The organism is Synechococcus sp. 65AY6A5, assembly GCF_002760415.1.
Taxonomy (GTDB): domain Bacteria; phylum Cyanobacteriota; class Cyanobacteriia; order Thermostichales; family Thermostichaceae; genus Thermostichus.
The window spans coordinates 1,164,552-1,185,555 of sequence record NZ_AXUW01000001.1 but is presented as its reverse complement, the minus strand read 5'-3'; the positions used below and the strand labels follow the sequence as shown (position 1 = coordinate 1,185,555).

The following is a 21,004-nucleotide window of genomic DNA, read 5'->3' as shown; positions in this document are numbered from 1 at the left end:
ATGGGCTTTTGGAAGCAGGGACAAGTGGAGGTGGCCAGCTCTTGGTTTCGGCGGGCGCTCGCCCTGCAGCCCGAACACAGCGATGCCCGCTACATGCTGGCCATTGTGGGGGAGCTGCCCCTGCCCGACAGGACTCCTCCGGAGTGGGTGCGACGTCTATTTGACGAATATGCGCCCCGCTTTGAGCAGCATTTGCTGGAAAAACTGAACTACCAGGGGCCACAGGCTGTGCGGCAAGGGATCCTGGCTGCCGCAGGGGGAGCGTCTCCTTGGTTTGAGCGGGCGCTGGATCTGGGCTGTGGCACCGGCCTGGCGGGATCCCAGGTGCGCTCCTACGTTGGATAGTTGCGGGGTGTGGATCTCTCCGCCCGCATGGTGGAGATTGCCCGGCAAAAGGGCAAGCCTCTAGTCCTGAATTTACTGAACAACATATTGTCTTACGGAACTAAAATAGCCATACTGAATTAAGCGTGCTGCCGCGGCTATCCCAAAGTTATGTTGCTAGGTTTTTGCACCCGATTGGAACTAAATAACCGGCAAAAGACCTTGGCCGCTCAGCATGCAGGGGTAGCTCGTCACGCCTACAACTGGGGTCTGGCTATCTGCAAGCAGGCTGTTGAATCCAAACAGAAGCTACCCACGGCTATTGACCTGCACAAGCGCTTGGTAGCCGAGGTGAAGAAAGAAAATCCCTGGTACTACCAGGTCTCCAAATGCGCTCCTCAGCAGGCCCTCCGCAACTTGGAGCAAGCCTTTAAGCGCTGGCGGAGTGGGTTGGGGAAGTTCCCCCGCTTCAAACGCAAGGGAGTGCGAGACAGCTTTTACTTGGAAGGTAGCATCCGCATCTCTGGTGACCGCATCAAGGTACCTATCCTTGGTTGGTTACGCTGTGCGGAGCTGCTCCCCACTGCCACACCCAAGAACGTGGTCATTAGTCTTCGCGCTGGACATTGGTATGTCTCCTTCAAGTATGAAGCTCCGGCGCCTCAGGTGGAGAAGACCGGGGAAGTTGTGGGAGTAGACTTAGGTATCAATCGCTTGGCCACCTGTTCCGACGGGGAAGTATTCGAGAATCCAAAGCCCTATTACAAAGCGAAGAAGCGTCTGGCCAGGCTGCAACGGCGACTGAGTCGTAAGCAGAAGGGATCCGCTAACCGTAAGAAGGCAGTAGCACAGCTCGCTAAGGCCCATAAGCGGGTGGCAGGCATTCGGCAAGACAATCTGCACAAGCTAACGACCTACCTGGCCAAGAAATATCGGGTAGTGGTGATTGAGGACTTGCAGGTGAAGAACCTGCTTAAGAACCACAAGCTGGCAGGAGCGCTGTCAGATTGTGGCTTTTACGAGTTTCGGCGACAGCTAGAGTATAAGGCCCGGCTCTACGGCTGTCAGGTGGTGGTGGCGGATAGGTTTTATCCGTCCAGCCAACTGTGTTCTCGCTGTGGGCACCGACAGAAGATGCCGCTACAGGAAAGGATGTTCTGCTGCCCGTGTTGTGGTCTGGAGCTAGACCGCGACTTGAATGCAGCCCTAAACCTGTTGCGGTGGTACAGAACTACCTCAAGCTCTGGGGGAAGTGACGCCTGTGGAGATCCCTCTGGCGGGGTGGTAGGGGTGAACTCTGCCGCTAGTCATGGGTCGCTGAAGCAGGAAGAAAGCAGCGATGCTGGGCAAAGTTCTGCTTTGTTCAGCGTTGCATAAGTCTTTCGGAGCGGCATCTACGACCACCTGATTCAGGGGGACTTGCTGGAGCTGCTGCAGCAGACCTCAGAGCGCTACGACTTGCTCCTGGCGGCAGATGTGTTTATCTATCTGGGGGATCTGGCCCAGGTCTTGCCGGCCTGTGGGCGGGTGCTCAATCCCGGCGGGCTTTTGGCCTTCACCGTCGAGCAGGGATCCGCCCCCGGCTACGAGCTGGGATCCACCACGGGGCGCTCTGCCCACTCCGCCGCCTACGTGCTGCAGCAGGCAGAACGGGCAGGGCTGGATCCCGTCTATCACCAGAACTTTACCCTGCGGCGAGAGGGAGAAACCGACGTGCCCGGAGCCGTGTGGTGTTTACGTCGGCAGCCGTGATCGAAAGCGGCTGGCCCGAAATGGCTGTAGGCCCTCTATCCGCGCCCGGAAAGAATCGAGTAGAGTGGGGGCGCCCGCCTGGATTTGGATTGGGTTTTTATGAATCCGGACACCCCGCCTGCTGCGCCCTCGTCCCGCCGCTTCCCCGTTCGTCCTGTGGCAACGCTGGCCCTCGCCGCCGGCCTCCTGGCGGGGCCTACGCCCTTCTGCAGCGGCTACGGCTGCAGATGCACCGGGATCTGATCCTCTATCGGTACGCCGCTTTCTCCGGCTATGGAGATGTGACAGCGTTCGATCCCGGCCCAAGCGACCGCTGGTTTCCGCTCACCTACCCCGTATTGGCTCGCTGGGGAGGATCCGCCGACCCAAGCCGCCGCAGCTACGCCTTTGACACGCCGCTGCCCGACTACGTGGATCCCGGCGACCCTGGAGATCGCTACTTTCTGGAAGCCAAAGCCTTGCGGGACGGCTATGCCCGCCAGGCAATCTACGCCGGCAATGAGCTGCTGGCCCGCTTCCCGCAGAGCCGCTATGCCGGGGATGTGCTCATGAGTCTGGACGGCCTGACGGGAGAGGCTGCCTTCCTAGGGCGGCTGCTGGCGCAATTTCCCGACAGCGATCGCGCTCTGGAGGCAGCGCTGGGGCTGGGGCCTGTTGACCACTGAGTCTTCACCGTACTGCAGCTTCATGGCCTCTTCACAGAGCCTGCATGGAAGGCCAACAGCGGCATCCTCTGACGGGAGCTGTCTTGCGGGATCCGGGGATAAGGCTTTATCTCCCTTTTATCTCGCCGGATCTGGGTTAGCCTTGGGTTGAGTGTCCTTGGGCCCTGATGGATCCCGCGACCTTTTTGGAGCGCTACGGGTTTGAGCTAGAGGGGCAAGCCAGTCAAGCCTGGGTGGAGCGCTGGAGCAAACAGTTCCCAGCCTCTTGGATCCCGGCGGCCCTGCTGGAAGCCCTCTACCAGGGTCGCTACAAGGCCACCTCTGTGGAACAGATCCTCCGCCTCTGGCAGCGCCGTGGCGCTCCTCACCTCACCTTTCCCCCCGAAATCAGCCAATCCCTGTGGCGGGAACAACAGGAGCTGATCCGGTCTTTGGTCTCGACTGCCGCCAGCTCTTTTGCCCGCCCTCCCTCACCGCTCCCAGCCCCGCTCAGGAGAGGATCCCTCTTCTCCGGAGAATCGGCCATTTCTCTCGACTTGTTGTTGGATGAGCTGCAGGATCTCCCGCCCAAGCTGCGCCACCTGCTCGTTCATGTTCATCCTGCCCCGCCGACCTCCTCGGCGGCTCGCGCTGGTGGGACGGAGCTTTTGGTAACTTTGGAGCTGCAGCTTGCCGACCCTGTGGATCCTGACCAGCCATCCCAAGGGCAGCCTGGGTGAGTTTGCGATTTTGCCTCAGGGATCCTTGCCATCACAAACTCCGGCCTGCTCCCACCCCAGCAGAGCTTGGCGGGATGGGGGATAGGAGTGTCAGGTCTAGTCAAGACTGGCGTTGAAGGTCAAGCTCCCGCCATAGCCTATCGGGGCTGAGCGGGAGTTCTCGACGCCAGGCTCCACGGCGGCAGTGAACTGGCTGTGCACAGCCTATCCTGCCGGAGCTATCCTACTTGTCGAGCAACTGTACCAGGGCAGGCATTGAGCCCAGCCTGTCCCCCTTGATCCCCCTAGCCTAGGATGGCGGTCGCCCCGGCGAAAGCTTCCTCCCGCAGCAGGGCAGCCTTATCCGTGCGCTCCCAGGGCAGATCCAGATGGGTTTGCCCGAAGTGCCCGTAGACCGCCACGTTTTGATAGAAGCGCCCTCCCCTTTGGCGGGGCAACTCTCGCAGTTGGAACTGCGCCAGAATGGCCGCCGGCCTCAGGTCGAAGTGGCGCTGCACCAGCCGCAGCAGAGCTTCATCGGGGATGCGGCCGGTGCCAAAAGTTTCCACCAAAAGGTTGATGGGACGAGCCACCCCAATGGCGTAGCTGACCTGCACCTCGCATTTTTGCGCCAGGCCGGCGGCCACGATGTTCTTGGCCACATAGCGGGCGGCATAGGCGGCGCTGCGATCCACCTTGGTGGGATCCTTGCCGGAGAAGGCCCCGCCCCCGTGGCGGGAATAGCCGCCGTAGGTATCGACGATGATCTTGCGTCCGGTCAGGCCGGCATCCCCCTGGGGTCCGCCGATGACGAACTTGCCGGTGGGATTGGTGAGGAAGCGGGTGTTGCCATCGGGTTTGATGGGCAGCTCGGCAAACACCGGCTGCACCACCGCCTCCCAGAGATCGGCGCGGATCCGCTCCTGCACCGCTGCCTCTTCTGTAATGGCACCGATGGTCGGCGTGTGCTGGGTAGAGATCAGCAGGGTGTGAATGCCCACCGGCCGCCCCTCCTCATAGGCCACAGTCACCTGCGTTTTGCCATCCGGACGCAGGTAGGGCAGGGTGCCGTTTTTGCGAACCGCGGCCAACTGGCGGCTGAGGCGGTGGGCCAAGCTGATGGGCAGTGGCATCAACTCGGGGGTTTCGTCGCAGGCGAAGCCAAACATCAAGCCCTGATCCCCGGCCCCGATCAAGTCGAATTCATCTTCCTGAGATGTGCGACTTTCCAGAGCCAAGTTCACCCCCTGGGCGATGTCGGGGGATTGTTCATCGAAAGCCACCAACACCGCGCAGCTTTCTGCAGAGAAGCCGTTCTTGGCGTCGGTATAGCCAATTTCGGCCACCTTGTCCCGCACCAGTCGGGTGAAGTTGACATGCGCCTGCGAGGTGATCTCCCCGGTCAGGATCACCATGCCTGTATTCACCACCACCTCTGCCGCCACTCGACTTAAGGGATCCGCCGTCAAGAGGGCATCCACGATGGCGTCAGAGATCTGGTCGCAAATTTTGTCGGGGTGCCCTTCTGTCACCGACTCTGAGGAAAACAAAAACGACTTGGACAACGAACCTCTCCTTAAGACGAAACAGATACAACCAAGAACTGCCCAGAAAGCAGAGCCTGCTGCTGCCGTTCATCATCCGCCGGCCTGAGCAGGGATCCCTTCCACCTCAGCCGAGCAGAAGAACAGACCTAGGCCGTGGCCGACGCAGGAGCAAGAGCGCCGTATCGCACCGAGGACTTTGCCGCCGAAGCAATAGAGCCTCGCTCCGCTGCTGCAACCAGAGCTATTGGGAAGCGCTAAAGGGCGAAGTCGTCAGAAAAGTCCCCCTGGCAAGAGGACTGTCCTCTAGAGAAAGCTTTATTCCTTTATCTTTCGGTTACTGACTAACCGCAGGAGTTGGCACCGTAGCGGAGGCTTCCGCCGGTTGCCGCAGCTTCGTTGGGCCTGATCCCTCAGTCTGCTCTGGATAAAGAACGGAACTTGTCCTTATCGTACCCCTAACCTCGACGCATTTGTCAAAAAAATGGTTGCTGAGTGAGCCTCAGTCCAACAGCTTCTGCCACCAGTCGGTGGACTGGGCGGCCCTGAGAAAAAAGACGCTGGCCAAGCCCAAGGGAAAGAGGACGCCGAGAAAACCGACCGTCCCCAGCGCCCAAGCTAGGCGATGCAGGTGTCTTTTGCTGGCAGCGCCCGCGGCTGTTTCTGCCAAGACGGCCAACATCGATCCCAAAGCCGCCAACAGGGATCCACCCAGCCCAGCCAGATAGGCGGGCCCCAGCCACGGCTGCAACTGGGCAGCAGAGGCAATTTCCAGGCGTGGCAAGACTTGAAAACACCCTATCGCCAGCACGGCCCAGATGAAAGAGTACATCAGCAGGCTATCTCGAAAAGCGGCAGCTGGCTCTTTCATGATCCCAGCCCAATTGGGGATGAGTATGCAGCAAAACCCAACTTCTGGCTTGACAGGGATCCTAACCCATCTGCCCCAACTCTCCTGAAACCTGAAAACCTGAAAGCCAGATTAGGATGAAGAGCAGTCTGCTGAGCGAAAACTTCGGCCTGCCAGACCCCTCCTGCGGCTTCCCAACCCTCCATAGCCATGCCCCCCTCTCCCCTGCCGGAAACGCCCGGATCCCTGCCCACCTCGGCCCCCGAGCCGGAAGCCGAACAAAACCGGCGACACCGCCAAAGGATGCAACGCCGCCAGCAGATCCAGCGGCAGCGCCTGGCGAGCATGCGCGACGACAAGGGCTTGGTGATCATCTATACGGGGCAGGGCAAGGGCAAGAGCACAGCGGCCTTCGGCACCCTCTTCCGTGCCCTCGGCCAAGGGTTATCGGTGGGGGTGGTGCAATTTATCAAGGGGGCCTGGGATCCGGGCGAAGCCAAATTGTTGCGCAAGTTGGCCGCCCATCCCGAGCTGGAGCTGGGGAAAATTGCCTTTTACGCCATGGGGGAGGGCTTTACCTGGGAAACTCAGGATCGGGAGCGGGATATCGCCCACGCGCAGGCGGCCTGGGAAAAGGGGCGGGAGCTGTTCAGCAGCGGCGAGTACCACCTGGTGCTCCTCGATGAGATCAATGTTGCCCTCAAGCTGGGGTATCTCTCCCTGGAGCAGGTGTTGGCCGGCCTGGCCGAGAAACCGGAGCGAGTGCACGTGATCCTAACTGGGCGGGGCGCGCCGGCAGGCCTGATCGAGCGGGCCGACTTGGTTACCGAGATGACCTTGATCAAGCATCCCTTTCGCGACCAAGGGATCAAAGCGCAAATCGGCATCGAGTTCTAGTCCTTGGGTGGGGCAAGATGGCCATTCTGTTGGCGGCAGCCACAAGCGGCAGCGGCAAGACCACCGTCACGTTGGCTCTGTTGGCCGCCCTGCGGCGGCGGGGCCTGCGCATCCAGCCCTTCAAGGTGGGGCCTGACTACATCGATCCCCTGTTCCACACGGCGGTGAGCGGGATCCCCTGTCGTAACTTGGATCCCTTTTTAACCGATGAGAACTTTGTGCAGCGCTGCTTTCGCCACCACTGCCAGGGCAAAGATGGGGCAATTGTAGAGGGGGTGATGGGCCTCTTCGATGGGCGGGCGCCCGCATCCCCGCCAGATCCCACGAGCAGAACGGAGCCCTTTTTTGCCAGCAGCGCCCATGTGGCCCGCCTGCTGGGGATCCCCGTGGTGCTGGTCATCGACGGCAGCGGCATGGGAATGACAGTGGCCGCTTTGCTCTACGGCCTGAGCCGCTTCGATCCCGGCCTGGCCATCGCCGGCGTCATTTTCAACCAGGTGGCCTCGGAGCGGCACGGCCAGATTTTACAGCAAGCGGCGGCAGCGGTAGGGATCCCGGTTTTGGGCCAATTGCCCCGCCGTGAGGATCTGCGCCTGCCCAGCCGCCACCTGGGGCTGGTGCCCGTCTCAGAGCTGGATCACTTCCCCCACTGGCAGGAGGCCTGGGCCGACCTGGCCGAGCAGCACCTGAATTGGGACAAGCTGCTGCCGCTGATTCGAACGCTTCCCCCGGCAGCAGGAGAGCTATGGCCAGGGATCCCCTCTCTCGCGGAAAGGACTCCGTCCCGCCACCGTGAACGGGTTCGGGTAGGGGTGGCCCAAGACGCCGCCTTTAACTTCTACTACGCCGACAACTTGGACTTGCTGCGGGCCTGTGGCGCCGAGCTGCTGGCGTACTCTCCCCTGCAGGTGGGGCTGTGGCCGCCGGATCCCTGCGACGGCCTGCTCTTGGGGGGCGGGTTCCCAGAACTGTTTGCCGCCACCCTCTCTGAGAAAATAGCCCGACAGCCACCGCCGCCCGCCCACCCACCCCTGTATGCCGAATGCGGCGGACTGATGGTGCTGGGACGATCTCTCACCGATTTGCAGGGAAAGACCTACCCCATGGCCGGGCTGCTGCCCATCACGGTGGACATGGGCAGCCGGCTGTGTCTGGGCTACCGCGAGGCCACTGTTTTGCGCCCCACTCTGCTGGTCGAGGCCGGGGATCGCCTACGCGGGCACGAATTTCACCGCTCCCGCAGCACCCCCACCTCCCCCAGCCCAATCTACAGCTGGGGATCCCCGCCCCACCGGGAAGGCTGGGCCGGCCAGCGCCTGCACGCCTCCTATCTGCACCTTCACTGGGGATCCCGTCCCGATCTGGCAGTGCGGCTACTCCAGAATTTCTTAAGAATTGCTCAAGGCGCTCCTGATCCCGCTTAAAATAAAGCAGCGATGCAGCCCCAGTCTCCCGTTGCTGCGTCCGCCTTAGCCGCTTTCCGGCAATTGTCTAAAAAAGCTGCCGCCCTGCTCTGGAAGCAGATTCAAAGCAGATCAGTGAAAAGATCGCCATTCAGGGTTCAAAATCCGCTCCGATAGCAGGCTTCAGCGATCCCCAACTGCTTTGAGACTCTTTGAGCAATCAGTCTCCCTTCTTCCCAATCCCCAGGCCACAGCATCGAGTGTTTCCCTCTAGTTATCCGTGATATTCCTCAGCCTTTTCCCACCACAATTCCTCGGGAACCTACCCTACCTCCATCCGTCTGTAAGACCTAGCCCACTTGACCTCGCAAACGGGTCAACCCTTTCTAGACGTGCCACAATCGTCCTGGCCAAAGGGTGGGCAAAATCTTCACCGATAAAGCACTTCGGGATCAAGGCCCAAGCCCCGCCAAAGGAAAACTGACCGGTTCTCGGCAGGGATCGGATCCCAGCGGGCAAGAGTTTTGAATTAGGGTAAACTTTAATGTCTGTTCTGAGAGGAGTGTTAAATACAACATCCTCCTGCCTTAGACTTTGCCTAGCATGCTATTTGGCCTTCAGTAGTCTTGCTTAGTCTCTGGAGAGATGCTAAACGGATCCCTTTCTTGAGGATTTGTCGATCGTTATGCTAGATATGACTCTAAGTGACTAGGCATAAATTACTAGAACGCGCCCCGATGGGCCAACTCGCTATGGGAGGAGTGTGATGTTCGCACGGTTGGCGGAACAATACCGCAGCTACGTTCAAGACCTGGTGATGAGTTTGCAGGCTCTGGCCATTGTTTTGGAGAAGCGGGGCTACCCGGCTTCTTGCTACACCTGCGGCACCTCATTTGAGAGCGCCTCCTTCATGGTCAGCTTACGGGAGGGGCACTTGATTCGCTTTTTGGTTTCCGAATGCTCCATCAGTTGGACGGAGATGCGGGATGACCGGGAGCTAATGAAGTTAGAAGGGGCAGAAGCCATTCGCCAACTCCAGGATCTGGCAGAGCTGATCAAAGACGATCTGGTTGCTGCTGCCGCGCCGGCAGAAGCTCTAGCTGCCAGCAGTTGATTCCCATGCAGTTGGATGAGAAGCCTAGCCTACGGCCCTTTGGGCCTAGCCGAAGCTAAGCTAGACTCAAGGCGCCTCCCGAGCACCTTCCCCCTCCAACACTTGTCACCGGCCTTCATACCCCCAAGGGGATTCGAACCCCTGTCGCATCCGTGAAAGGGATGTGTCCTAGGCCTCTAGACGATGGGGGCATCCCAGAAGTGACGCGATCCTGATTGTAAAGAGAGAGGTGTAATTTTGTCAACTTAAACTTATGTCCTCTCCTAGTCGGCGTCTCCCGAGTCCCGTTCTGCCAAGTTCAGGATCAAAATCCCCAGCAGAGCCAGGCCCAGCAAGCCGGCAATCACGAGGGGTTCATCCGGGATCACATCCATGCTAGGCCTCAAGCTGTCAACTTTACAGGCTGCTGGCTCCGAGCAACGCAGCACAGCCTCAGGGCGGCAAACCGTCCTAGGCGGAGCAGCCGTCCAGTGGCTTACACTACACTAAAAAGTAACAACCCATCGCTTGGACTGGCATGATTCCCACCGTTATTGAGCAATCTGCACGCGGCGAGCGCGCCTTTGATATCTACTCGCGTCTATTGCGGGATCGGATCATCTTCTTGGGCACCCAGGTGGACGACGACATTGCCAACCTGATCGTGGCCCAGATGCTCTACCTGGAATCTGAAGACCCCGAGAAAGATATTTACCTCTACATCAACTCTCCCGGCGGCTCCGTCTATGCCGGTATGGCCATCTACGACACCATGCAGCACATTCAGCCGGATGTCTCCACCATCTGCATTGGCTTGGCCGCCAGCATGGGAGCCTTTTTGCTGGCAGGAGGTGCCAAAGGCAAACGCATTGCCCTTCCCCACGCCCGCATCATGATTCACCAACCCCTCGGTGGAGCCCAGGGGCCAGCCACCGATATCGAGATTCAGGCTAAAGAGATCCTCTTTATCAAAAACAGTCTCAACAGCCTGCTGGCCTACCACACTGGCCAGCCCCTGGAGCGCATCGAGCGCGATACCGACCGCGACAACTTTATGACTCCAGAGCAGGCCAAAGAATACGGCCTCATCGACCAGGTGATCACCAGGAGACCCCAACCATCCTTGGCCGCCGTTTCTTAGCCCCTCTGGCCGCTGCAGACAAACCCACCCAGCTCCCTTCTCAAGGGAGCTTTTGCCTTTTCCAGGGATCCCACCCAGGGATATTAAGAAAGCCAAAGAAATCTATATTTTCGGCGCCAACCAAGGGGGCTTACTTTAATCAAACTAATCGAACTCATAAAGAAAGTAACGATCAGCCTGTCTTTGCGGATGATAGCTTAGGATTAAACCAATGTAGGCTTGTGTTTGTCAAAGTTCTAGCCTAGACAGTGTATAGAAATCTCGCCACTGGATTTCCAAAATCCAGGCGGTTGAGGCTAGCGATTGGCAGCGCTTGAAAAGGAGGGTTTAGGACTTTACATCCGCTTGGATGAAGACTGTCTCGAAGCCCAAGTAGGGCCTCACAGTTGTGAGGCGAGTTCATTCACGAAAACTCGGTGGTCTGTGGTTTTGGCCCTGAGTTTTGCCTCTTGATTGCATCCGTGAATGGCATTTTCTGGTTTTGTGATTCGTTTAGAGGGAGATCAACGTGGCCTACTCAGCAACCCAAACCAAAAAGGGCTATCAAGCCGGCGTAAAGGATTACCGACTCACGTATTACACGCCCGATTACACGCCCAAGGATACCGACGTCTTGGCCTGTTTCCGGGTTACTCCTCAGCCGGGCGTTCCCCCCGAAGAGGCCGGGGCGGCTGTGGCGGCTGAATCTTCGACCGGCACCTGGACAACCGTGTGGACGGATCTGCTCACCGACTTGGATCGGTACAAGGGCCGCTGCTACGACATCGAGCCGGTCCCGGGCGAAGAGAATCAATACTTCTGCTTCGTCGCCTACCCGCTGGATCTGTTCGAGGAAGGCTCGGTCACCAACATGCTCACCTCGATTGTAGGCAACGTCTTTGGCTTCAAAGCCTTGAAAGCGTTGCGGCTGGAGGATGTGCGGATCCCGGTGGCCTACCTGAAGACCTTCCAGGGCCCTCCCCACGGCATTCAGGTGGAGCGGGACAAGTTGAACAAGTACGGCCGTCCGCTGCTGGGCTGCACCATCAAGCCCAAGCTGGGCCTTTCCGCCAAAAACTACGGACGGGCCGTGTACGAGGCGCTGCGGGGCGGGTTGGACTTCACCAAAGACGACGAAAACATCAACTCCCAGCCCTTCCAGCGCTGGCGGGATCGCTACCTCTTTGTGATGGAGGCTGTCCACAAGGCGCAGGCAGAGACTGGCGAGATCAAGGGGCACTACCTGAACGTGACGGCGCCCACCTGTGAGGAGATGTTCAAGCGGGCGGAGTTTGCCAAGGAGATCGGTGCCCCCATCATCATGCACGATTACCTGACTGCCGGATTTACCGCCAACACCAGCTTGGCCAAGTGGTGCCGCGACAACGGCATCCTGCTGCACATTCACCGCGCCATGCATGCCGTGATTGACCGCCAGAAAAACCACGGCATCCACTTCCGGGTGCTGGCCAAGTGCTTGCGCATGTCCGGCGGCGACCACCTGCATGCCGGTACGGTGGTGGGCAAGTTGGAGGGCGACCGCGCCATCACCATGGGCTTTGTGGATCTCATGCGGGAAAACTACGTGGAGGCCGACCGCTCCCGCGGCATTTTCTTCACCCAAGATTGGGCCTCCATGCCTGGGGTGATGCCGGTGGCCTCCGGTGGCATTCACGTCTGGCACATGCCGGCGCTGGTGGAGATCTTCGGCGACGACGCGGTGCTGCAGTTTGGTGGCGGAACCCTGGGACACCCCTGGGGGAACGCGCCAGGCGCCACTGCCAACCGGGTGGCCCTAGAAGCCTGTATCCAGGCCCGCAATGAGGGTCGGGATCTGGCCCGTGAGGGCAACGAGATCATCCGCGAAGCGGCCAAGTGGTCGCCGGAACTGGCGGCTGCCTGCGAGCTGTGGAAGGAGATCAAGTTCGAGTTCAAGCCCGTCGATACGCTCTAGAGATCTGCCGGGGGCAAGGGATCCCCAGAGTTCTCTTGCCCCGCTGCTTCGGCTTACCCCTGGACTGGCCATGGATCTGAAACAGATCGCCAAAGATACGGCCAAAACCTTGATCAGCTACCTGACCTATCAGGCAATGCGCACGGTGCTGGCCCAACTGAGCGAGACGGATCCTCCCAGGGCCCTGTGGCTGCAGCAGTTCTCGGCTCGGCAAAACCTTCAGGAGGGGGAAACCTACCTGCGGGCTTTGCTGGCAGAGCGTCCTGACCTGGCCTATCGCATCATGACCGTTCGCGAGCACATTGCGGCGGAGGTGGTGGACTACTTGCCGGAGATGGCCAAGACCGGCATCCAGCAAGCCAACATGGAACACCGCCGTAGCCACCTGGAACGGCTTACCTCAGCAGCGGGATCCCCGCTGGCCACGCACCCGGAAGCGGGATCCCCTCTTCAGAACCCTACACCTGAAACGGAGTAACTTCAGTCATGCAAACCTTGCCGAAAGAGCGCCGCTACGAAACTTTTTCCTACTTGCCTCCGATGACGGATCTGCAGATCCTCAAGCAGGTGCAGTACATCTTGGATCAAGGCTACATTCCTGCCATCGAATTCAACGAGTCTTCGCAGCCCACCGACCACTACTGGACGCTGTGGAAATTGCCCCTGTTCAGCGCCACTTCTCCCCAGGAGGTGCTGACCGAGGTACAGGCCTGCCGCAGCGCCTACCCCAATTGCTTCATCCGTGTGGTGGGTTTCGACAACATTAAGCAGTGCCAGGTGCTCAGCTTCTTGGTTTACAAGCCCAGCGGCCTGCGCTAGGAGAGGTCCAGAGCAATCGGTCTAGTTCCCAGCCAATCGGCGCAGAGGGAGAGCTTCTCCCTCTTTATTTATTTCTTGCTTTGCATAGCCATTCCCAATGGCAACGGCGCCATTCTCAATCTCAAAAATACAGTCATTTCAAACAGCAACGAAACGGTTCTTTGCCTCGTTATTGCTACGCAACGCTCTAACTCCCCTCTCCCAGAGGGAGAAGGGCTGGGGGTGAGGGCAGCGGCGCGGAGCGCTTGGGCATCTTTTTAGGATCCGATCCCCAAAAGCGCCCCCAGACCCACTGCTAAAAGAGCTGCTAGGGTCGTTTGAATGCCGTTCACCACTTCATTGCTCATCCAAGCCAAGCGAGGCTGCAACACCACCCCCATCCAGCTTTCTGCCAAAGTGGCCAGGATCCCGGCCAGCCAGCAGATTCCCAACCATAGGAGATTCCCTCCCACCCATTCTCCGCCAATGCCCCAGGCCAAGGCGGCCATCCCTCCTGCTGCCGCCACCCCCGCCAGGGATCCCTCCAGGCTGACGGCTCCCTCAGTGCCTGCTGGCACCGGCTGCAAGGTGGTGATCAAAAAGGTCTGACGTCCGTAGGCTTTTCCCACCTCGCTGCTGACGGTATCGGCCAACTTGGCGGCGAAGCTGGCGCTATACCCCAACCACCAGAGGGGATGGGCAAAAAGCGCATATCCCACCGCACAGGCAGCTCCCGTCAGGGCAGATCCCCAGACATTTTCCGGCCCTCGCGCCCCCTCTCGCTTTTCGGCGATCCCCTGGGCCTGCTTGCGGCGGATCCCCAGCTTGGTTACGGCGGTGCCGACTAAAAAATAGGCGGCTACGACCAGGTAACCCCGCCCTCCCAGGCCCCCCCACACCAACAGGCCCAGCAGGCCCGCGTGGAGAACCCCAGCTCGCGTCAGCGCCTTCTGGGGGCTCAGCAGGGCCAGCGCCACCAAGGCCAGATTGAGCCAGAGCGCCACCCCCCACTGACTCAGCAGCCACGCCTGACCCATGAGTGCCCTCCACCACCGGCAAGGGCGGCTAGGAACTGGCCACAACAACGGAGAGGGAGGGATTCGAACCCTCGACGGAGCTTTTGGGCCCCGTAACTTCTTAGCAGGAAGCCGCTTTCGACCACTCAGCCACCTCTCCAGAGCGGCAGAGACCTCAGCAAGCTGGGATCCAGCCGCCGGTTCACCTATTGTAGAAGATGGGATCCCACCCGGCAACTGTTCTCGAGCGGGATCCCTGCTGCAGCTCAGTTCACCACCTGCACATAGATATCGAAGCTGCCGCTGTTGTCGCCGTAGCTGCCCTTGGCGTCATTGACGTTGAAGGCGATATCCAAGTTGGGATCCAGATCCACCTCTTGCGGCTGCTCCGGCGAGGATTCCCAGACCTGCCGGGCCACCAACCGGGCGTTGGGCTGGAACAGCACCAGGCCGTAGCGGCAAAGACCGGGGTAGCGCCACTCCGAAGGCGTGGGGATCCCTTTGCCGAGAGGAGAGCGGATGCTGGTGGAGAAAGAAAAGCCATAGCGCCAAGCCACATTTTTCACAAAAAAGCGAATGCGGCTGGCCCGCAGCGGCTGCCCCTGCCAGTGCAGGATGTTGCCCGGTTCTTGGTTGACCCGCAGGCCGTAAAAGGCGATCCAGCCCTGCAAGTTCTCCTCTTGGGGTTGGGTGCCCTCGATCGCTGCGGCTTGGCTCCAGTCTAAGTCGCTGCCATCGCAGGTAATCTCTGGCGGGACTTGCGTCAAATCCATTTGTGGCAGCCCTGACGTAGCGGGTGTAGCCGATTGGGTAAACATCTATCTCTCCTTTTCTTCAAAATGACTCCAGAAGTGAGAAGCTGTAAAGAGCTTACAGGGATCCCAAAAATGAGCCGGGGAAAGGTTTTAAAGACAAACCTATTCCTCTCCCTGCTGCTGGATGGAGAATCTCAGATGAACTGTGACATCGGGGCTGAGAACCTCAGGCTCTTCCTCGATCGGGCAAGAGATTAAGGTCTCAAGCTCTTTGTAATAGGTCAACTTTACTTGATGGATGGCGGCTATTCCCAGAGAAATAGACCTTTGCAATACTTTTTTAGGGAACCATAGGAATCTGTTAATTCCCCAAGACTTGATTGCCAACCAAGGCCGAAACCCAGATCCTTACTCAGCGCAGATCTTCTGGGACCTCGTATTCCAAAACACATTAATTTGTGCAATGCCCCTGTTAAGCACTCTTGCGCTCGTTTGGTCTCTGCAGCAGCTTTCCGCAACCCGGAGCGCTTTGACAACCGTTTTTGATAAGATCACCATTGCAAGTCTCGCGGGGTGCCCGGCGCCCACGGCATGCACGACACTTCTGCCGCCACCGATCTGGAGATCATCTCTTTGTCAAGCCCTCGGCAGGCCATGTCCTTGGCGGGCATTCAGGAGGCCAACCTGAAGTGGATCAGTCGCTCCAGTGGTGCCTCTGTAACGCTGCGCGGACAAGACCTGTACCTGAAAGGCACCCCTCAGCAGCGGCAGCAGGTGCGGCAGTGGCTAGAATTGCTGAAGCCGCTTTGGCAAACTGGACACCCTGTCACGGTGATTGATGCGGAGCAAGCTTTTCGCGCCCTCTCCGGCCAGGAGGCTACGGCCTATCAGCAAGCGCAAGCAGGTGTGTTGGCCCGCACCCGTAAGGGAGAGTTGATCCGGCCCAAGACACCCCGCCAACAGGAGTACGTGCAAGCCATTCGCACCCACGATCTCTGCTTCGGCATCGGGCCGGCAGGCACCGGGAAAACCTATCTGGCTGCCGTTGTGGCCATCACAGCCCTGCAAAACCGCGAGTACGAGCGTTTGATCCTGACGCGACCAGCGGTAGAGGCAGGGGAGAAGCTGGGCTTCTTGCCAGGGGATCTGGTGGAAAAGGTAGATCCCTATCTGCGGCCTCTCTACGATGCCCTGTTCGAGTTTATCGACCCGGCCAAGCTGCCCCAGCTTATGGCCCAGGGAGTCATCGAGGTGGTGCCGCTGGCCTACATGCGGGGGCGTACCCTCAGCAACGCTTTCATCATCTTGGACGAGGCCCAAAACACCACCCCGGAGCAGATGAAGATGGCCCTCACGCGGCTGGGCTTCCGCTCCCGCATGGTGGTTACCGGGGATCTCACCCAAACGGATCTGGGCAAGCATCGCCTGTCGGGCCTGGCGGCTGCAGAGCGCATCCTGGCGGGGGTAGAGGGGGTTGCCTTTTGCTACTTTGACCAGCGGGATGTGGTACGCCACCCCCTGGTGCAGCGGATTGTGGATGCCTACGCCCGCTACGAGAGCCAGCAGTGAGACCGAGGGTAATCTTCTTCGATGCCGTGGGCACGCTGTTTCGGGTGCGGGGCAGCGTCGGCCAGGCCTACAGCCAGGTGGCAGCAGCGTATGGAGTGGCGGTGGATCCGCAGGCGTTGGATCGCGCCTTTGCCCAAGCTTTTGCCAGCGCTCCGCCGCCAGCCTGTGCCGGTCTTCTGGGATCCGCCCTCCAGGAATGGGAGCGGGCCTGGTGGCGCCAGGTGGTGCGCCAGACCTTTGCGGGGGTGGGATCCCTGGCTGCTTTTGGGGAGGAACGGTTTGAGGCGTTTTTTGCCCGCCTTTTCGAGTATTTTGCCACGTCGGATCCCTGGGAGCTCTATCCCGAGACGCTGCCGGTTCTGCAGGTTCTGCAACAGGAAGGGATCCGGCTGGGGGTGATCTCCAATTTCGACAGCCGTCTAGTGCGAGTGCTGCAGGCGCTGGGGCTAGGGGGCTATTTTTCCAGCCTTACTCTCTCTACCCAGGTGGGCTATGCCAAGCCCGATCCCCGCATCTTCCAGGCTGCCCTAGCGGCCCAGGGGATCCCGCCCGCCGCTGCCTGGCACATCGGCGACAGCCGCCGCGAAGACTATCAAGGGGCCAAGGCAGCAGGCTTGAGGGCCCTTTGGCTGGATCGAGAAGGACAAGATCCCTCCTGCCAAGAGCGAATCGAAAACTTGGGGGGATCCCTCTCCCTGCTCAATGCGCTGGAGCGGAATTAAGCAGTAGCGGGGCAAAAACCCCATCGGGCTTGAGCAAGTAGCGCCGCAGGTTCATCTGCCGCTCCAGAAGGCAGGCATGGCCGCTCAAAGGCGAGATCTCCACCTGGGCCTGGGGCAGTCGCTCCGCCAGACGCTGCACCTCCTGCACCGAGGGCAGGAGGCGATCCCGCCCCCCCGCCACCAGCAACGTCGGCAGGGTCATCGACTCCAGGGGCAGCTCCTCCACGACAAACGATCCCAGCAAGGCCAGGCGCTGGGCGGCCACCGTGGGCTCAACACTGTGAACGGCCTGGCGCAGCCGCTCCCGATCCGGCGGCTCCATTTGGCTTAGCTCCGCCAAAAATCCCAGCCCCCGCTCCGCCATCTGGTGGTAGAGCGCCGGCGGCAAAAAAGGCAGGAGAACATGACCTGCCCACCACCAGGGCCGGCGCCGCAGCGACGAGGCCGGATTAACCAGAATCAGGCCACGACAGCGCTCCGGCTGCTGGGCAGCCACAGCCAGGGCTAGGCAAGCTCCGAAGGACTCGCCACACAGGTAGGCTCCCTCGTCCAGCTGGGATCCCACCCAATCGGCCAGGCTCTCCCAGCTCTGCCCTGCTGCGGGGTGGTTTAAGCTCAAAGGGCGGACGTGAAACTCGGCTTGCAGAGCCTGTGCCTGCCGGTAAAACAATTTGCCGGTGCCATCCATACCCGGCAAATAGAGCAGCAAGGGCCGCTTCTGGCGGCTTGGACTAGAGGCAATGGGCTTGCCCTTCAATGTTTCCATCTCCTTGCCAACCCCAAGCGCACCTGTTCGCGAGCGGCTGCCGTCAACTCCTGAATTAGCTGCAGCCGCTCCTGGCGGCAGGTAGAGCGCCCTGCTCCCCCTACCCAAAGAGGGGATCCCACTCGAACCACCACCTGACGGTAGATCACCACCGGATGCCCCCCCGGCCGCTGAAACCTGGGCTCCGTGGGATCAAACCAGCGGAAAAAAGCCATGGGAATATCCATCGCCCGCCACTCTTCCTGCGCCCACACGGCCACCGGCAGGATCGGCAGGGGATCCACGCCAGCAGCCAAGGCCAGATGGGCAAAGCCCGGCTGAAACCAGCCCAGCTCTTGGGGCGAGGTCTCGCGAGTAATCTGCTCCGCCCCTTCCGGGAAGATCCCCACCCCTCCGCCTGCCGCCAGAGTGGCCTGCGCCTGGCGAAAAAAGGCAAGCTGCGGCCCTGATCCCTGCTGGAGGGGGATACAACCCAGAGCCAAGGCAACCTCCCGCAAGAGGGGCACTTGCGATAGGTAGTAGTGGCAGGCAAAACGAATCGGTCGATCCAGCCCAGCAATCAGCACCGGCGCATCCAAAAAGCTGCGATGGTTGCTCACCACCAGCAGGGGGCCCTGGGGAACCCGCTCCTTGCCCTCCACCCACACCTCCGTCTGGAAAAGGCCAAGCAAGAGCTGCGCCAGCGCCCTCGCGTCGGGGAACCCGCTTCGCTGCAGGAGCTGATCCAGCACCACCCAGGATCCCATCGCCACCCTGCTCAGTAATCCACTCCGCGCCGCAGATCGGCTCCCTGCTCGGCGTAGTGCTTGTGGCTCACCATTTCCGAATGGACAGAGGCCAGCTCAAAGTAGGGCAAAGGCGCATGGCAGCGCCCTGTGATGATGATCTCCGTATCGCGTGGCTTGCGCAGCAAAGCCTCAACAATCGGCTCCACATCCAATAGCTCCAGATCCACCGTTGGGTTGAGCTCGTCCAGAATAATGGTCTTGTAAAGCCCAGAGGCGATGGCCGCCCGTGCCAGCTCCCAGCCCCGCTCCGCCTCCACGTAGTCGATTTCCTGCTGCTTGCCCCGCCAAACGATGGCGTCGCGGCCGCAGCGCTGGTGATCTACTAGATCGGGATAGCTCTCTCGCAAAGCCCGAATGGCCGCATCTTCTGTGTAGCCCGTTCCCCCCTTTAGCCACTGCATAATCAGGACGCGGTGGGAGAGATCTTTGCTGATGCCGCGCCCAATGGCCTGCAGAGCCCGGCCCAGAGCGCTGGTGGACTTGCCCTTGCCGTTGCCGGTATAGATCTCGATGCCGCTGAGGAGGGGCTGGCCGTCCTGGGGATCCGCCGCCCGCCGCACGCTGCGCATTTCCGAGTGCAAATCTGCTAGGTCGATAATTTCCTTAGGGGCGCCCCGTCCGGTGATGATGACCTCCATTTCCTCTGGCTTTTGCTTGAGGGTGCTGACGACCTCGTCCACAGGCAGCAGGCCCAGATCCAGCACCGGGTTTAGCTCGTCCAGCACCACCACCGAGTAGAACCCCGACGCCAGCGCCCCCTTGGCCACATCCCAGCCGCGGCGGGCCTCTTGGCGGTCAAACTTAGTGATCTCGTCGGGGCCGAAGAACTCTCCTCGCCCCGTGCGCAGTTGATCGATAAGGTGGGGGAAGCCGCGCTGCAGAGCGGCAATCGCGGCATCCTCGGCATAGGTGCGGCCCGGCCCCTTGAGAAACCGCACCAGCAACACCCGGCTGGGGGCCGAGTTTTCAATCCCCAGCCCAATGGAACGCAGCACAACCCCTAGCGCCGCCTGCGACTTGCCCTTGCCCTCGCCGTCGTAAACATGGATCTGGCCTCGCCGGCGGTCAAATTGTTGCGCGGTTACAATGCCGATTTCTGCCATGCCCCTCCGCATCACGCCGCTGTCCAGAACTCGTGCTTCCCTACCCCCATCTTAGAGTCTAGCCAGAGGTTTTCGGGGAAGCGCGGAGAGGGCCAGAAAAAGCCGGCAAGAGCCGATAAACACCGGGATAAGATGAGCAATGGTTGTCCAGCCCAGTGCTTATCTAGCGAGGGATCCCCCTTGTATCCAACCGTGTTTTCTTCTCGCCCCTTGCCCCCTGCGGTCGATAGCCCCATCGAGCTGGTGGGACGGACGCCGCTCATTCGCCTGCGGCGGGTCACCGCCGACCTGCCGCCGTCGGTGCGAGTGTATGGCAAAGCAGAGTGGTACAACCCCGGCGGCTCGGTCAAGGATCGCCCGGCCCTGAATATGATCCGCGCTGGCGAACGCGAGGGCAAGCTTACGCCTGGCAAGATCATCCTGGATGCCACCAGCGGCAACACCGGCATCGCCTACGCCTGGATCGGGGCAGCTTTGGGGTACAAGGTGAAGCTGGCCCTGCCGGCCAACGCCAGCCCAGAGCGCAAGAAGATCCTCGCCGCCTACGGGGTGGAGGTAGTGCTCACGGATCCGGCCCTCGGCTCCGATGGGGCCATCGAGAAAGCCCGCGCCCTCTATGCCGAAAACCCGGATCTCTACTTCTATCCCGACCAGTACAGCAACCCCGCCAACTGGCAGGCCCACTACGAGACCACGGGGGTAGAAATCTGGGAGCAAACCCAGGGACAGGTCACCCACTTCGTAACCGGGTTAGGCACCAGCGGCACCTGCATGGGGGTGGGGCGGCGCTTGCGGGAGTACCGCTCCGATATCCAGATCATTGCCATGCAGCCGGACTCCCCCTTCCACGGCCTTGAAGGCCTCAAGCACATGGCCACTGCTCTCAAGCCCGAGATTTACGATCCCACCCTGCCCGACCAGCACATCGAGATCTCCACCGAAGCAGCCCAGAAAATGGTCAAGCGTTTGGCCTTGGAGGAAGGCTTGTTGGTGGGCATCTCTGCCGGAGCCAATGTGGTGGCGGCTCTACAGGTGGCCTGTCAGCTCTCCTCCGGCGTGGTGGTGACCATCTTGTGCGACGGGGCCGATAAGTATCTCTCAGAGCGGTTTTGGACAGAAGATTAAACTAGCCCGTACCGCAATGGCCCCTCCTCTTAACAGCCCCGCCCTTTTGCCGCTATGATGGT

At 60.3% G+C, this 21,004-nt stretch carries 22 protein-coding genes, 2 tRNA genes and 1 riboswitch; of the genes, 15 read left to right on the top strand and 9 right to left on the bottom strand.

The window, feature by feature from the left end; genetic code table 11:
- The 5 genes from SYN65AY6A5_RS05635 to SYN65AY6A5_RS05615 all read left to right on the top strand — a co-directional run bounded on the left by SYN65AY6A5_RS05635 (position 1) and on the right by SYN65AY6A5_RS05615 (position 3,460).
- Positions 1-345 carry a hypothetical protein gene (locus SYN65AY6A5_RS05635; protein ID WP_049749740.1) on the top strand — a complete coding sequence of 115 codons (345 nt, stop codon included), beginning with the start codon at positions 1-3 and terminating at the stop codon, positions 343-345.
- Positions 346-495: 150 nt separating this feature from the next.
- A complete protein-coding gene (locus SYN65AY6A5_RS05630; RefSeq protein ID WP_011430049.1) occupies positions 496-1,701 on the top strand; it encodes an RNA-guided endonuclease TnpB family protein in 1,206 nt (401 codons plus the stop codon).
- A gap of 15 nt (positions 1,702-1,716) precedes the next feature.
- Complete coding sequence (locus tag SYN65AY6A5_RS05625) at positions 1,717-2,076, top strand: methyltransferase domain-containing protein (RefSeq protein ID WP_143596959.1); 360 nt, start codon at positions 1,717-1,719, stop codon at positions 2,074-2,076.
- Between the two features lie 89 nt (positions 2,077-2,165).
- On the top strand, positions 2,166-2,741 hold the full coding sequence (locus SYN65AY6A5_RS05620; RefSeq protein WP_143596960.1) for a hypothetical protein: 576 nt from the start codon (positions 2,166-2,168) through the stop codon (positions 2,739-2,741).
- 167 nt (positions 2,742-2,908) lie between these two features.
- The gene (locus SYN65AY6A5_RS05615) at positions 2,909-3,460 is read left to right on the top strand and encodes a hypothetical protein (protein ID WP_099812198.1); all 552 of its coding nucleotides are present in this window, start codon (positions 2,909-2,911) and stop codon (positions 3,458-3,460) included.
- A 284-nt stretch (positions 3,461-3,744) separates the two neighbouring features.
- Here the strand turns inward: SYN65AY6A5_RS05615 and metK are convergent, their stop codons facing one another.
- Together metK and SYN65AY6A5_RS05605 are read right to left on the bottom strand one after the other, a co-directional pair.
- The gene (gene metK, locus SYN65AY6A5_RS05610; protein WP_041438239.1) at positions 3,745-5,004 is read right to left on the bottom strand and encodes a methionine adenosyltransferase; all 1,260 of its coding nucleotides are present in this window, start codon (positions 5,002-5,004) and stop codon (positions 3,745-3,747) included.
- Between the two features lie 302 nt (positions 5,005-5,306).
- A riboswitch (SAM riboswitch) is annotated at positions 5,307-5,417 on the bottom strand.
- 68 nt (positions 5,418-5,485) lie between these two features.
- On the bottom strand, positions 5,486-5,854 hold the full coding sequence (locus tag SYN65AY6A5_RS05605) for a hypothetical protein (RefSeq protein WP_011430055.1): 369 nt from the start codon (positions 5,852-5,854) through the stop codon (positions 5,486-5,488).
- A 189-nt stretch (positions 5,855-6,043) separates the two neighbouring features.
- Here SYN65AY6A5_RS05605 and cobO point away from each other — a divergent pair, with 189 nt between their 5' ends.
- The 3 genes from cobO to SYN65AY6A5_RS05590 all read left to right on the top strand — a co-directional run bounded on the left by cobO (position 6,044) and on the right by SYN65AY6A5_RS05590 (position 9,247).
- On the top strand, positions 6,044-6,730 hold the full coding sequence (gene cobO, locus SYN65AY6A5_RS05600; RefSeq protein ID WP_011430056.1) for a cob(I)yrinic acid a,c-diamide adenosyltransferase: 687 nt from the start codon (positions 6,044-6,046) through the stop codon (positions 6,728-6,730).
- A gap of 17 nt (positions 6,731-6,747) precedes the next feature.
- On the top strand, positions 6,748-8,154 hold the full coding sequence (locus SYN65AY6A5_RS05595; RefSeq protein WP_099812197.1) for a cobyrinate a,c-diamide synthase: 1,407 nt from the start codon (positions 6,748-6,750) through the stop codon (positions 8,152-8,154).
- 745 nt (positions 8,155-8,899) lie between these two features.
- On the top strand, positions 8,900-9,247 hold the full coding sequence (locus SYN65AY6A5_RS05590; RefSeq protein ID WP_011430058.1) for a DUF1815 family protein: 348 nt from the start codon (positions 8,900-8,902) through the stop codon (positions 9,245-9,247).
- A gap of 118 nt (positions 9,248-9,365) precedes the next feature.
- Here the strand turns inward: SYN65AY6A5_RS05590 and SYN65AY6A5_RS05585 are convergent.
- A tRNA-Glu gene (locus SYN65AY6A5_RS05585) sits at positions 9,366-9,438 on the bottom strand.
- A 326-nt stretch (positions 9,439-9,764) separates the two neighbouring features.
- Here SYN65AY6A5_RS05585 and clpP point away from each other — a divergent pair.
- The 4 genes from clpP (at position 9,765) to SYN65AY6A5_RS05565 (ending at position 13,119) form a co-directional block, all read left to right on the top strand.
- A complete protein-coding gene (clpP, locus tag SYN65AY6A5_RS05580) occupies positions 9,765-10,367 on the top strand; it encodes an ATP-dependent Clp endopeptidase proteolytic subunit ClpP (protein WP_011430060.1) in 603 nt (200 codons plus the stop codon).
- A gap of 508 nt (positions 10,368-10,875) precedes the next feature.
- The gene (locus SYN65AY6A5_RS05575) at positions 10,876-12,300 is read left to right on the top strand and encodes a form I ribulose bisphosphate carboxylase large subunit (protein WP_011430061.1); all 1,425 of its coding nucleotides are present in this window, start codon (positions 10,876-10,878) and stop codon (positions 12,298-12,300) included.
- Positions 12,301-12,370: 70 nt separating this feature from the next.
- The gene (locus SYN65AY6A5_RS05570) at positions 12,371-12,778 is read left to right on the top strand and encodes a chaperonin family protein RbcX (protein WP_011430062.1); all 408 of its coding nucleotides are present in this window, start codon (positions 12,371-12,373) and stop codon (positions 12,776-12,778) included.
- Positions 12,779-12,786: 8 nt separating this feature from the next.
- Positions 12,787-13,119, top strand: a complete 333-nt coding sequence (locus tag SYN65AY6A5_RS05565; protein ID WP_011430063.1) for a ribulose bisphosphate carboxylase small subunit — start codon at positions 12,787-12,789, stop codon at positions 13,117-13,119.
- Positions 13,120-13,376: 257 nt separating this feature from the next.
- Here SYN65AY6A5_RS05565 and SYN65AY6A5_RS05560 read toward each other — a convergent pair whose 3' ends face one another.
- From SYN65AY6A5_RS05560 to SYN65AY6A5_RS05550, 3 genes are all read right to left on the bottom strand, one after another.
- The gene (locus SYN65AY6A5_RS05560; protein WP_041438244.1) at positions 13,377-14,135 is read right to left on the bottom strand and encodes a DUF92 domain-containing protein; all 759 of its coding nucleotides are present in this window, start codon (positions 14,133-14,135) and stop codon (positions 13,377-13,379) included.
- A gap of 48 nt (positions 14,136-14,183) precedes the next feature.
- Positions 14,184-14,274 (bottom strand) — tRNA-Ser (locus SYN65AY6A5_RS05555).
- 106 nt (positions 14,275-14,380) lie between these two features.
- Positions 14,381-14,887 carry a hypothetical protein gene (locus SYN65AY6A5_RS05550; RefSeq protein ID WP_228375466.1) on the bottom strand — a complete coding sequence of 169 codons (507 nt, stop codon included), beginning with the start codon at positions 14,885-14,887 and terminating at the stop codon, positions 14,381-14,383.
- A 573-nt stretch (positions 14,888-15,460) separates the two neighbouring features.
- Here SYN65AY6A5_RS05550 and SYN65AY6A5_RS05540 point away from each other — a divergent pair.
- Both SYN65AY6A5_RS05540 and SYN65AY6A5_RS05535 read left to right on the top strand, forming a co-directional pair.
- Positions 15,461-16,438, top strand: coding sequence for a PhoH family protein (locus tag SYN65AY6A5_RS05540; protein WP_011430067.1), 978 nt, complete (start codon positions 15,461-15,463; stop codon positions 16,436-16,438).
- Complete coding sequence (locus tag SYN65AY6A5_RS05535) at positions 16,435-17,160, top strand: HAD family hydrolase (RefSeq protein ID WP_099812195.1); 726 nt, start codon at positions 16,435-16,437, stop codon at positions 17,158-17,160. Before SYN65AY6A5_RS05540 ends, SYN65AY6A5_RS05535 begins: the two co-directional genes overlap by 4 nt.
- Here SYN65AY6A5_RS05535 and SYN65AY6A5_RS05530 read toward each other — a convergent pair.
- The 3 genes from SYN65AY6A5_RS05530 to SYN65AY6A5_RS05520 are packed head-to-tail and all read right to left on the bottom strand — an operon-like array spanning position 17,138 to position 19,817.
- Positions 17,138-17,926, bottom strand: a complete 789-nt coding sequence (locus tag SYN65AY6A5_RS05530) for an alpha/beta hydrolase (RefSeq protein WP_011430069.1) — start codon at positions 17,924-17,926, stop codon at positions 17,138-17,140. The genes SYN65AY6A5_RS05535 and SYN65AY6A5_RS05530 overlap by 23 nt on opposite strands.
- Complete coding sequence (locus SYN65AY6A5_RS05525; protein WP_240530991.1) at positions 17,914-18,672, bottom strand: lysophospholipid acyltransferase family protein; 759 nt, start codon at positions 18,670-18,672, stop codon at positions 17,914-17,916. Before SYN65AY6A5_RS05525 ends, SYN65AY6A5_RS05530 begins: the two co-directional genes overlap by 13 nt.
- Positions 18,673-18,683: 11 nt before the next feature.
- Complete coding sequence (locus SYN65AY6A5_RS05520; RefSeq protein WP_011430071.1) at positions 18,684-19,817, bottom strand: cob(I)yrinic acid a,c-diamide adenosyltransferase; 1,134 nt, start codon at positions 19,815-19,817, stop codon at positions 18,684-18,686.
- Between the two features lie 180 nt (positions 19,818-19,997).
- Here SYN65AY6A5_RS05520 and SYN65AY6A5_RS05515 point away from each other — a divergent pair, with 180 nt between their 5' ends.
- On the top strand, positions 19,998-20,942 hold the full coding sequence (locus SYN65AY6A5_RS05515; RefSeq protein WP_228375467.1) for a cysteine synthase family protein: 945 nt from the start codon (positions 19,998-20,000) through the stop codon (positions 20,940-20,942).
- Positions 20,943-21,004 lie beyond the last annotated feature (62 nt).

What these genes read in the sequence shown, in the direction of transcription:
- SYN65AY6A5_RS05635 (WP_049749740.1), top strand. Translation starts at nt 1, where the DNA reads ATGGGCTTTTGGAAGCAGGGACAAGTGGAGGTGGCCAGCTCTTGGTTT.
- SYN65AY6A5_RS05630 (WP_011430049.1), top strand. Translation starts at nt 496, where the DNA reads ATGTTGCTAGGTTTTTGCACCCGATTGGAACTAAATAACCGGCAAAAG.
- SYN65AY6A5_RS05615 (WP_099812198.1), top strand. Translation starts at nt 2,909, where the DNA reads ATGGATCCCGCGACCTTTTTGGAGCGCTACGGGTTTGAGCTAGAGGGG.
- SYN65AY6A5_RS05605 (WP_011430055.1), bottom strand. Translation starts at nt 5,854, where the DNA reads ATGAAAGAGCCAGCTGCCGCTTTTCGAGATAGCCTGCTGATGTACTCT.
- cobO (WP_011430056.1), top strand. Translation starts at nt 6,044, where the DNA reads ATGCCCCCCTCTCCCCTGCCGGAAACGCCCGGATCCCTGCCCACCTCG.
- SYN65AY6A5_RS05595 (WP_099812197.1), top strand. Translation starts at nt 6,748, where the DNA reads ATGGCCATTCTGTTGGCGGCAGCCACAAGCGGCAGCGGCAAGACCACC.
- SYN65AY6A5_RS05590 (WP_011430058.1), top strand. Translation starts at nt 8,900, where the DNA reads ATGTTCGCACGGTTGGCGGAACAATACCGCAGCTACGTTCAAGACCTG.
- clpP (WP_011430060.1), top strand. Translation starts at nt 9,765, where the DNA reads ATGATTCCCACCGTTATTGAGCAATCTGCACGCGGCGAGCGCGCCTTT.
- SYN65AY6A5_RS05570 (WP_011430062.1), top strand. Translation starts at nt 12,371, where the DNA reads ATGGATCTGAAACAGATCGCCAAAGATACGGCCAAAACCTTGATCAGC.
- SYN65AY6A5_RS05565 (WP_011430063.1), top strand. Translation starts at nt 12,787, where the DNA reads ATGCAAACCTTGCCGAAAGAGCGCCGCTACGAAACTTTTTCCTACTTG.
- SYN65AY6A5_RS05560 (WP_041438244.1), bottom strand. Translation starts at nt 14,135, where the DNA reads ATGGGTCAGGCGTGGCTGCTGAGTCAGTGGGGGGTGGCGCTCTGGCTC.
- SYN65AY6A5_RS05550 (WP_228375466.1), bottom strand. Translation starts at nt 14,887, where the DNA reads ATGGATTTGACGCAAGTCCCGCCAGAGATTACCTGCGATGGCAGCGAC.
- SYN65AY6A5_RS05540 (WP_011430067.1), top strand. Translation starts at nt 15,461, where the DNA reads ATGCACGACACTTCTGCCGCCACCGATCTGGAGATCATCTCTTTGTCA.
- SYN65AY6A5_RS05530 (WP_011430069.1), bottom strand. Translation starts at nt 17,926, where the DNA reads ATGGAAACATTGAAGGGCAAGCCCATTGCCTCTAGTCCAAGCCGCCAG.
- SYN65AY6A5_RS05525 (WP_240530991.1), bottom strand. Translation starts at nt 18,672, where the DNA reads ATGGGATCCTGGGTGGTGCTGGATCAGCTCCTGCAGCGAAGCGGGTTC.
- SYN65AY6A5_RS05520 (WP_011430071.1), bottom strand. Translation starts at nt 19,817, where the DNA reads ATGGCAGAAATCGGCATTGTAACCGCGCAACAATTTGACCGCCGGCGA.